Below are 15,286 nucleotides of genomic sequence, written 5' to 3' on the forward strand. Positions count from 1 at the left end.
CCTCCTTGGGTCAGTGGGTCTTGAGCAACGGGCATTTGCTCTCCTCGACCGGCCGCCAGGCCTTATCGCCCGGGATTGTCGCAACGATCTTCCAATAATCCCAAGGCCCCTTTGATTCCTCGGGCTTCTTGACCTCGGTCACGTAGAGATCGCGTAGCAGGCGACCGTCGGCTCGGATTTTTGCGCCGTGGGTGAATCCGTCTTCGACGGGCATCTCGCGCATCTTCGCAGCGACCTTGTCTGCGTCATCCGTGTTTGTCGCCGCGATCGCCTTCAGGTAGTGCAGGACCGAGCTGTAGACGCCGGCTTGAACGATGGACGGCGGCCGGCCCATCTTGTCCCAGAAGCGCTTTGCGAACTTTCGGCTACCGTCGTCGAGATCGTGATAGTAGGTCGTCGACGAGATCAAGCCTTGTCCGTCCTTCAGACCCATGGCGTTTACGTCGTTGATGAACATCAGGAACGTGACGACCTGCGTGTTCGGGCCGATAACCTTGTATTCCTGCGCCTGCTTGATGGCATTGCTGGTGTCGCTGCCCGCGGTCGCCAGCGCCATGACCTTGGCGTCAGATCCCTGCGCCTGAAGCAGATACGATGAGAAGTCGGGCGTATCCAGCGGTGCACGGACGCCGCCTACGATTTTGCCGCCGCCGGCCTGGATCCGCTTCGTCGCTTCAGCTTCCATCGACTTGCCGAAGGCGTAGTCGGCCGTGATGAAGAACCAGGTGTCTCCGCCGCGCTTCAGGACGCCCTCCGGGGGCGCCGCAGCGAGTGCGTAGGTGTCGTACATCCAGTGAAAGCTGTAAGGCGAGCAAGCCTTGCCGGTGATCTCCGCCGTCGCCGGGCCCGACAGCAAGATGATCTTCTTCTTCTCGCGCGAGACGTTCTGCATCGCCAGAGCCGCCGCGGACGAGCCGCCGTCCGCGATTACATCGACTCCTTCGGCGTCATAGGCCTTTCTTGCAAGGTTCGATGCGATATCGGGTTTGTTGGCGTGGTCACCTGAAACGACCTCGATCATCGCGCCGGCGACCTTACCGCCGAAGTCTTCCGCAGCGAGTTCGGCAGCGACGATGGATCCCTTGCCCCCCGCATCGGCATAGATTCCCGTCATGTCGTTGAGAATGCTGATGCGAACGACATTGTCCGATACCTGGGCGAGAGCCGAGGACGACATGAAGCCTGCGACCAAGGCAGCCCCCAATGCGGCGATTGATTTTCTTTTCATTGTCTTCTCCCTTCGGTTTTTGCCTGAACGATCGTGCCGTCTTCGATGAAACGATCGATCTCTGATTGCGAATATCCGTGCTCCGCGAGCACCTCCGTGGTGTGTTCGCCCAGCCGGGGCGGAGCGGGCAGGCGGGTGCCTGCGGCCGACGTGCCGGGGAGCAGCGTAAGGGGCAGCCCTTCGAATGCGCCGCCCTGCAGCGTCGCCTGCAGCCCCGAACCACGGACGTGCGGATCGTCGAGAAACTCTCGATAGCCCTGCACGGGACCGCACAGCACGTCGTGCCGTTCGAACGCCTCGATCCAGTACACGCTCGGCCTGGTATGGAGGATACGCGCGACTTCCGCCGTGATCTCGCCTGCATGGTCGAGACGTCCAGCTTCCGTCACGAATCTCGGGTCCAAGATCCAATCCGCCTTGCCTAGCGCCTTGCAGATGCCATGGAACATCGCGTTTGACACGCAGGAGAGATTGATGTGCCCGTCCGCAGTCGCGAAAGTTCCGATCGGCACACTCAAGGGCACATTCGGCTGGCCGCGGCGGCGCAGCGCGTCGTCGACGATCGGCATGGCTTGAAAGGCCGCGGCGACGACCTCGACCAGCGAAATTTTGACGTGCTGCCCGCCTCGCTTCGTGAGGCGGCGATAGAGGGCCGCGCCTACCTGTTGCGCTGCATAGACGCCGGCAGCCGTGTCGACGGCCAACATTCCGATGCGTCGCGGCGTGTCTTGCGAGTCGCGATTCATTTCCATCATTCCGGTAAAGCCTTGAATGATGGTGTCGGTGGCTGGTCGCTTTTCGTAGGGGCCGGCCCCGAAACCGAGAATCGAGACGTAGATGAGATCCGGATTGTCGGGCCGCAACTGGTGGTCAGCGATCTGAAGACGATCGACGACGCCCGGCCGGAAATTTTGGATGACGATGTCGGTGCTCTTGGCGAGCCTCACCAGGAGGGCGCGCCCTTGCTCTCTGATTCCATCAATGCAGACGGCGCGCTTGCCGATATTCGGAACCAGACTGAAAGCCGTGTGCCCGTCAACGGCGCCGCCGATTGCGCGCGCCCAGTCGCCCGACGGAGGCTCGACCTTGATCACCGACGCACCACCTCGCGCGAGGATCGCGCCGCAATAAGGGCCAGCAAAGCCCTGGCTGACGTCAAGCACGCGTACGCCGGCGTAGTCGTCCAGCATGGCGGCACTCCTTAGATACCCAGTAGTATGTTGCAGGATACTGAGTAGTATGTTTGACTGTCAACCTCGTTCAGGGGAGAGCAGATCATTGAGCAAGATCGGCAAGGTCGAGGTAGGGGAACCGCTAGGCGACCGACGCGTCGAACTTCTGGACGCGGCCGCGCGCGCGTTCATGAGGCAGGGATTTGCCGCGACTTCGCTTGACCGGGTGAGCGACGAGATCGGCTCGACCAAGGGCGCGATCTATTACTACTACCGGAGCAAATCCGAGCTGTTCTTTGCGGTCCATCGCCGTGGGATGGAGTTGACCAACGCGGCAATCCGCCCGCCCTTCGAATTGCAGGTCGCCCCGCGAGAGCGGCTGCACGGCATGGCTTTCGCGCACACGCTGCTAGTTATCGATCACCTTCCGTACCTCCGCGTGATCGCCCAGGGACTGGAAATGCATCTGCTCGAGCGCACCAACGAAAGCGAACGAGCGGAACTCGCGGAAGTGGCCGCGCTGCGAGAAGCCAACGAGAATCTCTACATTCGCGTCATCAAGGAAGGCGTGGCGTCCGGAGATTTCCGCAGCGTCGATGCGAAGCTCGCGGCCAAGCCGCTGCTCGGAGCGTTGAACTGGACGTCGCGTTGGTATCAACCTCGCGACGGCGAGACGCAGGCAAACAAGAAGAAGCTGGCTCAATCGATCGCCGATTTCGTCACGGCTGGCCTGGAGGCGAAGAAGTGAAGACAAAGAGCCACGAAACAGCCGCTGATGTCGCAGCGTATCGCGCCATAGACTTGATTTATCACTCCTACCTGACTGGCCTCATTCTCAAGGTGTCGTCGCAAGCGGGGCCGCAGCGCGCGGCAGAAATCGTTTTCCGTACCTTCCGCCGTCAACAACTGGCCCGCTTCCTTCCCGGTCTGAAGAAACTCGGACTTGACGGTTTGCCGAACGCATTGGCCTGCGCACAGTATCACTACCTGTCCAATCAGGTCGGCGGCGTGAAGGTCGAATACGTCTACGAAAGCGACAAAAAGGCGTGGGTCCGGTACCCGCCGCCGCGATGGATCTGGTCGGGTACGGCGATCTGCGGGATCCCTTCCGACGTATCGCGCGCCATGCTACGGGGATGGCACGCCAACAACGGCGTCGTTCTCGGCAATCCGCGACTGGGTTTCGTCTGCACCGGCCAGACCGTCGATGGGCAGCCCGGGTTGGAGGGTTACTACAAGGAGTGGGATCACGACCTGGCTCCCGAGGAGCGGCTGCAGTTCTCGCCGGGAGAGCGTTGCCCGGCCTTCGATCCGGAGCGTGCGCCCAAACTTCCCGAAAATACCTGGCCCGAAGAACGGCTGCTCAAGGTGCTACGCAACTACTCGATGGAGTACATTACTTCGATCGTCCCGGAGGCCGTCGTTACTCTCGGTCCGGACGAGGGCGGGCATCTAGCTGGCGCAGCGGCCAGGCTGATCGGTATGCATACTTTCGACGAAGTCGTGACGCACCTCGGCGGCGTCGAGCCGGGCGCTGCCGGCTTCGCGAACGCGTTCGCGCGGATCGCGCGCGGGCAGGGCGACGACGCCGAACTGAGCCAGGACGGAAACGCCTTCACCGTCCGTCAGACGTCGTGGCGTCTGATGTCGGAACGAGAGAACCTCTCGCCGTCGGTGTTCGATGCCTGGAACGAACTCTGGGTCGGCGCCGCGCTGGCGCACGACCGCTTCATGAGGATCGACGTCACTGAGCGGCGGGATCGGGGCGACGCATACTGGGCGTGGCGCTTCCGCTGAAGGTCGTTCGCTAATCCAGTTTGTCGAGCGTGCCGGCGGCCAACGCCTCTCGCAGCCTGAATTTCTGGACCTTGCCGGACGCAGTCAGCGGAAACTCGGTACAGGCGAACCAGAGCGTCGGCGATTTGTGGTGCGCCATCGCCCCGCGGCAGTGCTCGATCAGCTTCTCCGCGCATCCGTACGCGTTCGGTGACAGGCGGACGGCGGCCGCTACGACCTCTCCCCACTTTTCGTCCGGAGCCCCGAACACTGCGACATCGGCGACGTCGGGATGCCGCAGAAGGCAGGCTTCGACCTCGACCGGATAGATGTTCTCTCCGCCGCGGATGATCATGTCCTTCAGCCGGCCGGTGACGCGCAGGTACCCGCGCTCATCAAGCGTCCCAAGGTCACCTGTGCGCAGCCACCCGTCCGTCGCGATGGCCTGGCGCGTGTCCTCGGGCGCTTCGAAATAGCCAATCATCGTCTGATAGCCGCGGACCTGAATCTCGCCCTCGCTGCCGATCGGCCGCACCCGTAGATCGATCGGATCAGCGATCCGCACCTCGACATTCCAGAGCGGCTTTCCGACGGTGTGGACAAGCTCCGTCTCGGGGTCGTCGACGCTTGTCTGGGCGACAATCGGGCTGAGTTCAGTCTGGCCGAAGACCGTAAGGACGGGAAGACCAAGCGCTTCCTTCACCCGCCGATGTATCTCCGGGGAGACCGGAGCGCCTCCGGACAGCGCGACGCGCAACGACGAAAGGTCGCGCGGTGCGGTCTTCATAGCGTCGATCAGCGCGAGCAACATCGTCGGAACGCCGAACATGATCTCGGCTTTTCTCGCTTCGATAGCCTGCAGGACCGTAGGCGGATCGAAGAACAGCGGTAGAATTAGTGTCGCGCGCGATGTCATGCATCCGAGAACGCTCATCACAGATCCCGCCGTGTGAAAGAGCGGCATCGGGCTGAGCAAGACGCCGTTTTCCAGTCCGGCCTTGGCCGCAATGTAGCTCGCGTTCGTCACCAGGCCGCGGTGATGGAGCAGGGCGCCCTTGGGACGGCCTGTGGTTCCAGACGTGTACTGGATCTGCGCAGCATGTCCCGGGTCGATCTCGGTTCGTAGCCGGCGCGCTCCGGATCTCCTCGAGCCACCCTTCGAAGGAGTAGCACTTGAGGCCGATCTTCTCCATTTCGCGGGCGACGGCACCGGTGTCGACGCCGCGGAAGCTCGACAGATGGAAGAGGGCGGAGGCCTTGGACTGACGCAGGACGAACTCCAGCTCGCTCGGCTTGAATGCCGGATTGGCTGTCACAAGGATCACGCCAGCGAGCGCGGCGCCGTACTGCAACACAACCCACTCGGGCACGTTCGGTGCCCAGACGCAGATGCGGTCGCCCGTGTTGAACTTCCCCACCGGCCAGCTCGCGCAGCGGCTCGCGTCGTCCTGCAACTGAGCGTACGTCCAGCGCCGATCGGTTTGTGCGGCGCCCGCCGGCGAAGGCACAGATGCCGGCACGACCTCGATCAGCGCGATGCGATCTGGAGCCTCAGCGGCCGTCGTGGCGAGCGCAGTCCCGATGCTGGCGTCGATAATGGCCCGCGTCTTATCCGCAGGCCAATAGGCAAATCGCTGGGGTTGGCGGGTCGCTTTCTACAGCACGGGCATCGGTCCCATCGCGATGGTGATCGCATGTCTTCTGATCGAGGGGCGTCGGCCCGCTCCGAAGGCAGGGCGGCTGTTGAATTTCGGGCCCGCTTTCTCAAACCGCGAGGCTCTCGGTTACATCTTCGGTTATGGAGCCCACTGCTTCGAGCTGTACGGCATTCGTACCTGGCTGGTCGGATTCTGGACCTTCGTCGTCGCTCATCAAAGCGCACCCTCGTGGTTGACGCCCGTGCTAATGAGCTTCTGCTTCGCGGTGATCTCGATGCCGGCCAGCATCCTCGGCAACGAGACCGCATTAAAATTCGGACGACATCGCGCCATCACGATTGTGATGATTGCATCAGCGTGCATTGCGATCATCATCGGTCTCAACGCGACCGCGCCTGCGTGGGTGCTCGCGTTGCTGCTGCTGATTTATGGCCTGACAGTACCGGCGGATTCCGGCGCGTTAACGGCCGGCATGTCCGCTGCGGCCGTCTCCGAGCATCGTGGTGCGACGCTGGCTCTGCACTCCACCGTCGGCTTCGGGCTCTCAGCCGTCGGTGCTTGGGGGACGGGCGTCGCGCTCGACGCTGCGGGCGGACCGCAGAGTGCGCGCGGTTGGCTGCTGGTGTTCACCGTTCTCGCAGCCGGGATTCTGTTGGGTCCATTAGCGCTGCTATGGGCGGGGGGGGACGCAATCCAATAGGTCGGTATCCGTGGAGTAGAAAGTCGGTGCGGAGGGACACTGCGTATGCCCAACAAACGCCTCGCTTTGTCGATCGACTCCGATAGTTGCCGAAGTAGCCACTCCTCCGGCCCGTGCAAATTTTCCTGTGAATTCAAGACCGAAAAATTGCGGCGGGTATACCGTCGGGATTTGTCCGTCAGACCTCCAAGATTTGTCCTTGCAACGGCGAAACGTCGATCGAAATGATAGAGTGGGGAGTAGTGGGAACGGCTGCTACCGCGTGGTTTGGCGTAGGTTTGGGTGGGGCAGTTCTCCGCTTCCTTTCATAGCCGGGCACTCTCCAAAGTTGTGACCATCCACTTATCCTGAATCGCGGTCAGACTTTCATCCTGCTTCTGCCAGGTGACTATTGTGGCGCATTGCAGCGTGCAGAAAGGTCGGAGCCGGGTAGGCCCAAGCCTCACAGTCGAAGGAAGGCAGCTCTTGGCACAAACCGGACGTTCAGCCGGCCCCGCATGTCTCAGAAGGCCATGAGCTGACTTGCGAGAAGTGGTAGCTGCTGGCGCGCAAAGCGGACATCGGCCGGCGAATTGACTTCAGCGATCGGGGCCAGAGCGGATACCATCCGTTCCGATACCCCGAAGTTCCCTCTGCGGACCGGATTTTCTGGGTTTCGTTTGCCGGTACCTGCGCGGGGTTGTAGGCGCTCCTCATCCGCGAGACATTCTGTCGCAGAACCATTCGTTTGCCGGAGGACTAACCTCCAGGCGGAAATCTGTCGTTCGCAATTCGAGCGGCATGCAACGGGCGATCCTGCGCCGTCAAGGTTGCAAGAGCCGTGGGCGGTGGTCGCCCCTTTGCCGATCTGTCCAAGAGCATGAAGCGGACTGCTGCAATACTGACCACTAGTCACGGAGGAGATGCCATGACGGAGATCCGGTTGGCCTCGCTGCAGGGCGGGGCGACTACGCTTGAAAGCGATGCAATTGCCGCCTTTCGCCAAACCTTGCGAGGCAACGTTTGTCTGGCCGAGGAGCCGGGCTACGATGAAGCACGCACGATCTGGAATGCGATGATAGATCGCCGCCCAGGCGCGGTCGTGCGCTGCAGAGGGGCCGCAGACATCATTCGTGCCGTACGGCTTGCGCGTGAGCACGGCCTCTTGGTCGCCGTGCGCGGCGGCGGCCATAACATTGCGGGCAATGCCGTTTGTGACGGCGGGCTCTTGATTGATCTTTCGCTGATGCGCTCCGTCCGGGTTGATCCATTTCACCGCACCGCGCGCGTGGACCCGGGGGCAACGCTTGGCGACTTCGACAAGGAGGCGCAAGCTTTCGGCCTCGCCACCCCGCTCGGGATCAACTCGACGACCGGCGTTGCGGGATTGACGCTGGGCGGCGGCTTCGGGTGGCTTAGCCGCAAGTTCGGGCTTGCCGCCGACAACCTGATCTTGGCCGACGTGGTGACGGCCGAAGGCGAGCTCGTCCGGGCAAGCATCGCCGAGAATACCGACCTGTTCTGGGCGCTGCGCGGAGGCGGAGCCAATTTCGGGGTGGTGAGTTCGTTCGAGTTCCGCCTGCATCCTGTTGGTCCGATGGTTCTGGCCGGACTCATCGTCCACCCCTTTGCGCGGGCGAAGGAGCTGCTCGCGGGCTATCGCGACGTCGCCGCCAAGGCGCCCGACGAACTGACGGTGTGGGTGGTGCTCAGGCAGGCGCCGCCGCTGCCGTTCTTGCCCGCCGAGGTTCACGGCAAGAAGATCGTCGCGTTCGCCGTCTGCTATGCGGGAGATGAGAACGAGGGCAAGCATGCATTAGAGCCGCTGCGCGCGCTCGGAGAGCCGATCGCTGACGTGATCGGCATGCAGCCCTTCGCGGCTTGGCAGACCGCGTTTGACCCACTGCTCACGCCCGGCGCCTGTAATTACTGGAAGTCGCACAATTTCGTTGAGCTCAACGACGGTCTTCTCGACACGCTGGTGAGCCATACGACAAGCCTGCCGACCGGGGAGTGCGAGATTTTCATGGGTCAGCTTGGTGGCGCCACCGGTCGTAAGGCCGTCGACGCCACGGCGTTCCCCCACCGCGATGCGAAGTTTGTCATGAACGTTCACACGCGATGGCGCGATCCGGCGGATGAGCAACGTTCGATCGCCTGGGCGCGCAGGCTCTTTACTGAGACCGCGCCTCACGCAACCGGCGGCGTCTACGTCAATTTCATGCCGGAGGACGAGACCGATCGCGTAGTCGGCGCCTACGGCCCGAACTACGCTCGTCTTGCCGCGCTGAAGGCCAAGTACGATCCCGGCAACCTGTTCCGGCTAAACCAGAACATCAGGCCGTCCGCCGCACAGCGACCGGCCGCCTGACAAGAAGAGGAGGGGATCCGCAATCGAGGGGACTACGGAGACGAAGTTGGACATCGGAGAATGGCTGCGCAGCCTGCGTCTGCAATCCTATGAGCAGACGTTCCGCGACAACGGAATTGACCTTGAGATCCTGCCCCACCTGACGGTTGAAGATCTCAAGGAGATTGGAGTCCAGGCCGTCGGCCACCGGCGGAAGCTTTTCGATGCAATCGGCCTGCTACCAGCGGACCTGGCGGCGGGCGCGGCCCGTCGCGTCGGTGGAGCGCCGACAGCTCACGCTCATGTTCGTCGACCTCGTCGGCTTGACCGACCTCAGCCGCCGTCTAGATCCCGAGGAGCTGCGCGAGGTGATGCGGGCCTACTCGAACACGGTGGCGGGAGAGATTGCGCGACTGGAGGGCCACGTCGCGAAGTTTCTGGGAGACGGAGTGCAGGCCTATTTCGGCTGGCCGCGCGCAAGCGAAGATGCGGCAGAGCAAGCTGTCCGGGCGGGACTTGCGGTGGCAACAGCGTTCAGCGGCATGTCGTCAGGCGCAGGATGAACAAGGACGCGCTGATTTCACGGCTTGCCGTCGAGATCGACGAAGTCAGCGACCATAGCGCCGCGTTGTCTGACGAGGAGAGGCAGCGCAAAATGGCCGAGCTATCTGCCAGTCGGCTGGCAGCGCAGCGGTTAGAGGCGGAATTGACCTGGCGGACGATGCACGATGGCGCGGCGATCATACCTCGAGCCGACCTTGCGCCGGCGGCTGTGCTCGGCGTCAAGCTGGTTTCGGCGGCCCCCGCTGTCCCTCGCGAGGACGAGGGTCAAGCCGGCATTGTCCACCGCGTCGGCCCATAACGCTTTCCGATGCGCCGCTGCACGGCATGGTCTGGCGGCGCGGCTCGGCGGGTGGGCATTCCTGACGCGGCCCACCCGCCGGGAGCCGTTCTCAACACCACAAGGCGCTCGCGATGTCCGCTGTGCCTCTGACAGCGGCGCAACGGCGGACATCATCGGAGGTCCGAGTTGGGCCATAGGCGGACGTTCGGTCGGAAGGCATCAACCTGTACAGTCTAGTCGAAAGCTTCAGCCAGGCTCCATGCCGTATGCCTTGATGACAGTTGCGGCGTTCGGAGCTGTCAGTGCCTTGACCAGAGCCTTCGCGGCCTCCGGTTCTTTTGCGCCAGTGTGGAGGCCGGCTGAAAACACCGTAATCTTCTGAAGCTCTGAGGGCAGCGGACCAAGATAGTCGATGCCTTTTTCGTGGATCAGTTCACTGATCTGCTGAAAACCGATTTCCGCTTCACCACTTTCGATCATCGTGCTGATCCGGCTGCCAGAGGGGACCTGTTTCATTTTTGACTTAACCTGATCGGCGATACCCATACGCTCAACCAAGTTGAGCACATGATCCCCGCTTGGTCCGCTTGAATAGCCGATGGACTTGGCTGCGAGCAGCGTCTTTTTCAGCGCTTCGCTCGATCCGATATCTGGTTTCGATGCGCCTGCCCGCACTGCGACACCAACACCTGATTTCATCAAATCCGTCCGAGTGCCGGACGCTATTTTGCCTTGCTGTGCGAACGCATCAATTACCGGTGCCCCGACGATAACTAGATCGTACGTTTCTCCAGCCGCTATGTGCTTTTTAATATTCGCGGTGCCTGTAAATGTGATTGCAACTTTGTGACCAGAATCGTTCTCGAAAGCGGGAAGTATTTCATTGATGATTTCCTTTGTCGCGCCCGAGGCGAGCACTTTGATTTCCGCGGCGCTCGCAGCGCCGGATACAAGTAGGAACACTGCCGTAGCGACTATAAATCCAGACTTCATGTCAGCCCCTAGTTGTTGGACTTCGACACTCGAAGCTAGCATGCAGTAAATGAAAACGGGGAATTCTGTCGTCCGCTTCGGGTCTTGGTCGTGTAAAAACGCCAGTCCCGAGGCAGTCGGGACTGGATTGGTGTCATGCCGCGATCGCAGCCATCAGCGGCTTGATCCCGACGATGTTCATGACCCGTGTCAGATTGTAGGCCAGGACGGAGAGCGCCATTTCGGCCGCCACTTTCGGAAGCGTTTTGGTGAGGAAGTGTGTCGCTCCCATGCGGGCCTTCATGGTGCCGAACGGATGCTCGACAGTTTCGCGGCGCTGACGCATGGCGTGCGGGCTTGCATCAAGGCGCTGCTGCACAGCCTCGAGCAGATGCTCATGCTCCCATCGCGTAATCCGCCGTTCTGACCCAGGCGTGCATTGGGTCTTGAGCGAACAGCTTTGACAGGCCGTGGTCCAGTAGCGCCGCAGCACCTTGCTGTCTTCTTCATTCGTATAGCGATATGATAGCCGCTCCCCGGCCGGGCAGCGATAGACGTCCTCCTCTGGCAAATAGGCAAAGTCCTGTTTACCGAAGCGTCCGTCTGCCTTAGCGCCGGACGTTAGCGGTTTGGGCAGAGTTACCGTGATGCCCGCTTCGTGGCACGCAAGGATCTCTGGGCTGTTGAAGTAGCCGCGATCGGCTACAGCTTCGAGCGTCTCAGTCTTCAGAACAGCCTTCGCCCGCTTGGCCATATTGGCAAGTTGTGCCCGATCCGAGCCGCTGTTCGTCACCTCGTGCGTCACAATCAGATGGTGTTCGGTGTCTACGGCGACCTGTACGTTGTAGCCGACAACACCAGAGCCGCGCCCGCTCGTCGCCATCGAGCGGCTGTCGGGGTCGGTCAGGGAGATTTGCTGGTCGGGTGACGCAAGCATCTGCTTCTCGTAGACGGCAAGCTTGCCCATTTCCTCCTTCAGTTTCGTCAGCTTCTCGGTAAGCCTCGTCACCTTCGTGGCCAGGGCCTCGGTCGGCTCCTGGCGGTCGGCCGTGTCAAGTTGGCTCAGATAGCGCGCGACGCTCTCCTCCAACTGAGCACGCCGTCGCTCCATCTTCGCGCGCGTGAAGTTCCTGTCCCGGTTGTTCACGGCCTTGAACTTGCTGCCATCGATGGCGACGCTCGCCGTCGCCAGCAGACCCATCTCTCGGCAGAGTTCGACGAAGCGCGCACATACCCTGCGCAGCGCCAGGCCGTTGTCCTTGCGGAAGTCCGCAATCGTCTTGTGATCGGGAGCGAGCCGACCCAGCAGCCACATCACCTCGACGTTGCGCCCGGCCTCTCGTTCCAGCCGCCGGCTCGACTGTACCCGGTTCAGATAACCGTAAATGTAAAGCTTCAGGAGCACCGAGGGATGGTACGACGGCCGACCGGTGGCCGCCGGCTCCACACCCTCAAAGCCCATCTCAGCCAAACCGAGCGCATCGACAAATACGTCGATCACGCGAACAGGGTTGCTCTCGTCAATGAAGTCATCGAGGCATTCGGGCAACAGCGACCGCTGTCCACGATCCGCCTCTTCAACGAAGCGCCTCATCGATTCCCCCAAAGAATCACAGGAGAATCATAACAGCAGCCCAGCGTTTTCACACAGCCAGGGTCACAAGCGGCGGTCGGGGACAGCGCCAGCCGTGTCCGGTCCACCTCAAACGGCCGACCTTGCAGCCTCAGGTGTAGTCTTCAGCTCCGGGCCGGCGTTGTAGGCAATCAGGTTGACGAGGAGGTCGGCGGCGACGCGAGTTGGGTCTCGATGTTTGGTTTTTGCTCGCCTCATGTTAGACTTCGCCTGCCCGACTAGGGAGAACAGCCATGATCGCCGAGTTCGATGAAGACCGCTTCAATATGGCTATCCGTAAATTTCTGAAGCATGTCGGAGTTACATCGCAGCGTGAAATTGAGAACCTGGTGCGTAGCGGGGCGGTGAAAGGTGGCAAGCTCAAACTGCGGATGACCCTGTCCGCTGAGGGGACGCCGCTGAAACATGTAGTCGAGGAAACAATCGCACTCTGACGATGTCCCGGCTGCCCCGGCATTGCCGCCCTCTTGGTGGAGCATTCAATCCAGTTGATTTCTAGCAACAGACTGCTTTGGGTCATTCGCGACCGACCCAACCGATCCTGCCTGCCGTTTGATGTCTGCTTTTTCCCCGAAAGCGCCCCACTACTGCGCGGCGACGAAATGACGTGATGAGCCCATGAGCCGACATCGCTCCAATCAAGTAGCGATACTTGTCAGGCTCCCTAGCGGCCGTAGGGGAAGCAGCGGTCGCGATTGAGTGTGAGACCGAAATGCGCTCCCAGCGCAGCGATGGCCGCGCCTTGCTGGGGATAAGGATCGGCATTGGATGCGGCAACGATGATCATCCGGAACCCGTCGCGATCATTTCCACCCGGTGGCAGCATCGCTGTAGTCAGTGCATTGCCCTCCCTGTCGCGCAACGTGAGGAAAAGCGGCATCTCTCGCTGCACATGGGCCTCGAGGCCGATGTCGCGCTCGATCGCATTGGGCCGCTCCGGACGCCAGGACTGGACTGCCTTCTCCCGCTCGCGGCGGAAATATTTCTCGACTGTGTGGCTCATCAGGCGTGACTCGTGCGCCGCTTCACCTTCCGTCTCGATACGGAACCGGGTCTTTCCGTTCGGCGCGTCGCAAACATACTGCATTTCGCCCGTCCTGCGATCGCCGCAATTTTAGGGCGACGGGCCTGTAAAGCCAATATGAGTTTCGCTCCCGTATAACGCTGCACGATCGTATAATCGGGAGTTCGGCTGCAACACCGCGCGACTATTGCCTGAGAGGCGATGGTGGAACTCAGATCTGATGAACCAAACGCAACCGGCACCGCCGTTCCTACGCATCCATCGGACTTCCGCTATACGCCCTTAGCGACCAAAGCCGCGCGGCGCTGCAATATGTCGCGAAGGGCCATTCTGCGAATCGGGAGGAGGACCGCTCCTGGCGCAAAGCGGACATATGTTTGGAGCGCTACGTCAGCAACGGCCAACGGCCGACATCGCAGGTGCAGTCCTCTAAGCACCTTCCTGTGTGACGACCTAGCGTTCACGCGCTGGATGAGCCTTCACGAATGATGACGCATCCGCCTCTATATCCACCAGAACCTCCCCGGCGAGAATTTCGGGGTCTCCAAGATCAAGGTCATGCAAGCTTGCTTGAACAAATGCCAGTACTCTATCGTTCGCCGCGATGGCGCTTTCTCGGTCGTCGAATATCATCACAGCGACGCCGACGCCTTCGCCCCCGTCCAATACATAATAAGATCTGAAGCCGTGCGATTCCCTTAAGATCTGACCGATGCCACTTTTCGCGCGGCGAGCAGCATCCGCGACCGAACGAACCTTGGTGTACTTTCGAATGACCATGTACATGAGGCCACCTACGCGTTTCCGGCTCCTCGCATCAAAGCATATCGAGCCATCACTGGACTAGGGTCTTGTGGCGCAAACCGGACCTAGTCAGGGATGGATCTCTTATCGGTCAGAGATAAAGCCAAAGGCCCCAAGGAATTGCCGCGGGCTGACAGGGCGCGAGGAAGGCGCACTCCTGCGTTGGGCAAGCTGCGATAGAAAGCAATTCTATGCTTGCTCGCGCCGCACTGCGTCGGAGGCGGAGCGAATTGTACGCGCAGTTCTAATGCGCCATTAGGACGGGTAAATCCGCGTGCTCCATGATGTAACTGGTTGCGCCACCGAATATCATTTGCCGCAGCCTGTTGCGGGTAAAGGCTCCTTTTATCAACAGATCGCAGCCTTGTACTCTGGCGGCATCAAGAACCGCCTCACCTGTGTCGCGGTCTTCCAGTTCTATGCTCACTAGCTTGGCGGCAATGTCGTTGTACCGCAATTGTCGGACTATCTGATCGGCAGATGGGCCTGGTACGTCTTGTCCGCCAATCACGGTCAGCACCGTTACCCGTTCTGCCAGACGAAGCAGCGGCATGGCAAAAGCGTTGACCCGAGCCTGCTCGGTACTACCGTTCCAGTGGATCACAATGTTTGTCGCGATGCTTCCTGGCGCGTCTGGTGGCGCCAGTAGAACGGGTCTACCGCTCTCAAACAGTGCGGATTCAATGGCGCGCCGGTTCGGGCCGGCAGCATCAACGTCCGACCGCGGCATTACAATGACGTCGAAAGCACGCCCATAACTTCCAACAAAGTCTTCACCCTCAGGCGCGGTTTCCAGCCAGCCGAAGCATGGTCGGCTCGAGCCGGCAGTGGCTGGAGGAATATCGTGCGTTAGCATGAACGCTTCGAACAAACGGTGCATTTCGGCTAACTCTTCCTGGCTCTTCGCATAGTAGGAATCCAAAGGGATGCCAGTAGCCAATTCTGCGACTAAGTATTGAGGGATACCGAACCGGAGCGGAAAGCCTTCGATGTAGGCGCCGGTACGTTGCGCGAGACGTGCGGCGGCCTCGAGTGTGGATGCCATGGTCGCAATGTTTTGGATCGGGACCAAGATCGTCTTCATTCTCAACCCCCGTGTTTCAGGTGAACATTGACAACGTCTAGTTGCCCTTGAAGGCTAACGGC

At 61.0% G+C, this 15,286-nt stretch carries 14 protein-coding genes and 3 pseudogenes; 8 read left to right on the plus strand and 9 right to left on the minus strand.

Features of this window, described 5'->3' with window-relative positions:
- Positions 1–10 precede the first annotated feature (10 nt).
- On the minus strand, positions 11–1,228 hold the full coding sequence (locus ACVIHF_RS11790) for an ABC transporter substrate-binding protein (protein ID WP_253609035.1): 1,218 nt from the start codon (positions 1,226–1,228) through the stop codon (positions 11–13).
- The gene (locus tag ACVIHF_RS11795) at positions 1,225–2,418 is read right to left on the minus strand and encodes a CaiB/BaiF CoA transferase family protein (RefSeq protein WP_456792126.1); all 1,194 of its coding nucleotides are present in this window, start codon (positions 2,416–2,418) and stop codon (positions 1,225–1,227) included. The genes ACVIHF_RS11790 and ACVIHF_RS11795 overlap by 4 nt, the downstream gene beginning before the upstream one ends.
- Positions 2,419–2,506: 88 nt before the next feature.
- On the opposite strand from ACVIHF_RS11795, the gene ACVIHF_RS11800 reads away from it, so the two are divergent.
- Together ACVIHF_RS11800 and ACVIHF_RS11805 are read left to right on the plus strand one after the other, a co-directional pair.
- The gene (locus tag ACVIHF_RS11800) at positions 2,507–3,148 is read left to right on the plus strand and encodes a TetR/AcrR family transcriptional regulator (protein ID WP_253609033.1); all 642 of its coding nucleotides are present in this window, start codon (positions 2,507–2,509) and stop codon (positions 3,146–3,148) included.
- Entirely contained in the window at positions 3,145–4,197 is a 1,053-nt protein-coding gene (locus ACVIHF_RS11805; protein ID WP_456792127.1) for a hypothetical protein, read from the plus strand. The genes ACVIHF_RS11800 and ACVIHF_RS11805 overlap by 4 nt, the downstream gene beginning before the upstream one ends.
- 10 nt (positions 4,198–4,207) lie before the next feature.
- Here the strand turns inward: ACVIHF_RS11805 and ACVIHF_RS11810 are convergent, their stop codons facing one another.
- Positions 4,208–5,386: a class I adenylate-forming enzyme family protein gene (locus ACVIHF_RS11810; protein WP_456780768.1), complete on the minus strand. Its 1,179-nt coding sequence runs from the start codon at positions 5,384–5,386 to the stop codon at positions 4,208–4,210.
- A gap of 64 nt (positions 5,387–5,450) precedes the next feature.
- Positions 5,451–5,696, minus strand: a pseudogene (locus ACVIHF_RS11815) (AMP-binding protein); the annotation flags it as partial.
- A gap of 106 nt (positions 5,697–5,802) precedes the next feature.
- Here ACVIHF_RS11815 and ACVIHF_RS11820 point away from each other — a divergent pair.
- From ACVIHF_RS11820 to ACVIHF_RS11840, 5 genes and pseudogenes are all read left to right on the plus strand, one after another.
- Positions 5,803–6,534, plus strand: a pseudogene (locus tag ACVIHF_RS11820) (MFS transporter); the annotation flags it as partial.
- Between the two features lie 907 nt (positions 6,535–7,441).
- Positions 7,442–8,884 (plus strand): FAD-binding oxidoreductase, encoded by a 1,443-nt coding sequence (locus ACVIHF_RS11825; RefSeq protein ID WP_253609031.1) that lies wholly within the window; start codon positions 7,442–7,444, stop codon positions 8,882–8,884.
- Between the two features lie 46 nt (positions 8,885–8,930).
- Positions 8,931–9,041 (plus strand): annotated as a pseudogene (locus tag ACVIHF_RS11830) (SAM domain-containing protein); the annotation flags it as partial.
- A gap of 46 nt (positions 9,042–9,087) precedes the next feature.
- Entirely contained in the window at positions 9,088–9,426 is a 339-nt protein-coding gene (locus ACVIHF_RS11835; protein WP_253609030.1) for an adenylate/guanylate cyclase domain-containing protein, read from the plus strand.
- Positions 9,423–9,725, plus strand: a complete 303-nt coding sequence (locus ACVIHF_RS11840) for a hypothetical protein (protein ID WP_253610088.1) — start codon at positions 9,423–9,425, stop codon at positions 9,723–9,725. The genes ACVIHF_RS11835 and ACVIHF_RS11840 overlap by 4 nt, the downstream gene beginning before the upstream one ends.
- A gap of 228 nt (positions 9,726–9,953) precedes the next feature.
- Here ACVIHF_RS11840 and ACVIHF_RS11845 read toward each other — a convergent pair whose 3' ends face one another.
- Both ACVIHF_RS11845 and ACVIHF_RS11850 read right to left on the minus strand, forming a co-directional pair.
- Positions 9,954–10,700: a molybdate ABC transporter substrate-binding protein gene (locus tag ACVIHF_RS11845; RefSeq protein ID WP_456792128.1), complete on the minus strand. Its 747-nt coding sequence runs from the start codon at positions 10,698–10,700 to the stop codon at positions 9,954–9,956.
- Between the two features lie 133 nt (positions 10,701–10,833).
- The gene (locus ACVIHF_RS11850; RefSeq protein WP_253607763.1) at positions 10,834–12,273 is read right to left on the minus strand and encodes an IS1182 family transposase; all 1,440 of its coding nucleotides are present in this window, start codon (positions 12,271–12,273) and stop codon (positions 10,834–10,836) included.
- Positions 12,274–12,545: 272 nt separating this feature from the next.
- Here ACVIHF_RS11850 and ACVIHF_RS11855 point away from each other — a divergent pair, with 272 nt between their 5' ends.
- Positions 12,546–12,746: a DUF6494 family protein gene (locus ACVIHF_RS11855; protein WP_456780766.1), complete on the plus strand. Its 201-nt coding sequence runs from the start codon at positions 12,546–12,548 to the stop codon at positions 12,744–12,746.
- Between the two features lie 230 nt (positions 12,747–12,976).
- On the opposite strand, the gene ACVIHF_RS11860 is transcribed toward ACVIHF_RS11855, so the two are convergent.
- The 3 genes from ACVIHF_RS11860 to ACVIHF_RS11870 form a co-directional block, all read right to left on the minus strand.
- Entirely contained in the window at positions 12,977–13,315 is a 339-nt protein-coding gene (locus ACVIHF_RS11860) for a hypothetical protein (protein ID WP_456792129.1), read from the minus strand.
- A 474-nt stretch (positions 13,316–13,789) separates the two neighbouring features.
- The gene (locus ACVIHF_RS11865; RefSeq protein ID WP_253609027.1) at positions 13,790–14,122 is read right to left on the minus strand and encodes a hypothetical protein; all 333 of its coding nucleotides are present in this window, start codon (positions 14,120–14,122) and stop codon (positions 13,790–13,792) included.
- Positions 14,123–14,384: 262 nt separating this feature from the next.
- Positions 14,385–15,224: a universal stress protein gene (locus ACVIHF_RS11870; RefSeq protein WP_456780764.1), complete on the minus strand. Its 840-nt coding sequence runs from the start codon at positions 15,222–15,224 to the stop codon at positions 14,385–14,387.
- Positions 15,225–15,286 lie beyond the last annotated feature (62 nt).

It is taken from the genome of Bradyrhizobium sp. USDA 4506 (assembly GCF_054058795.1).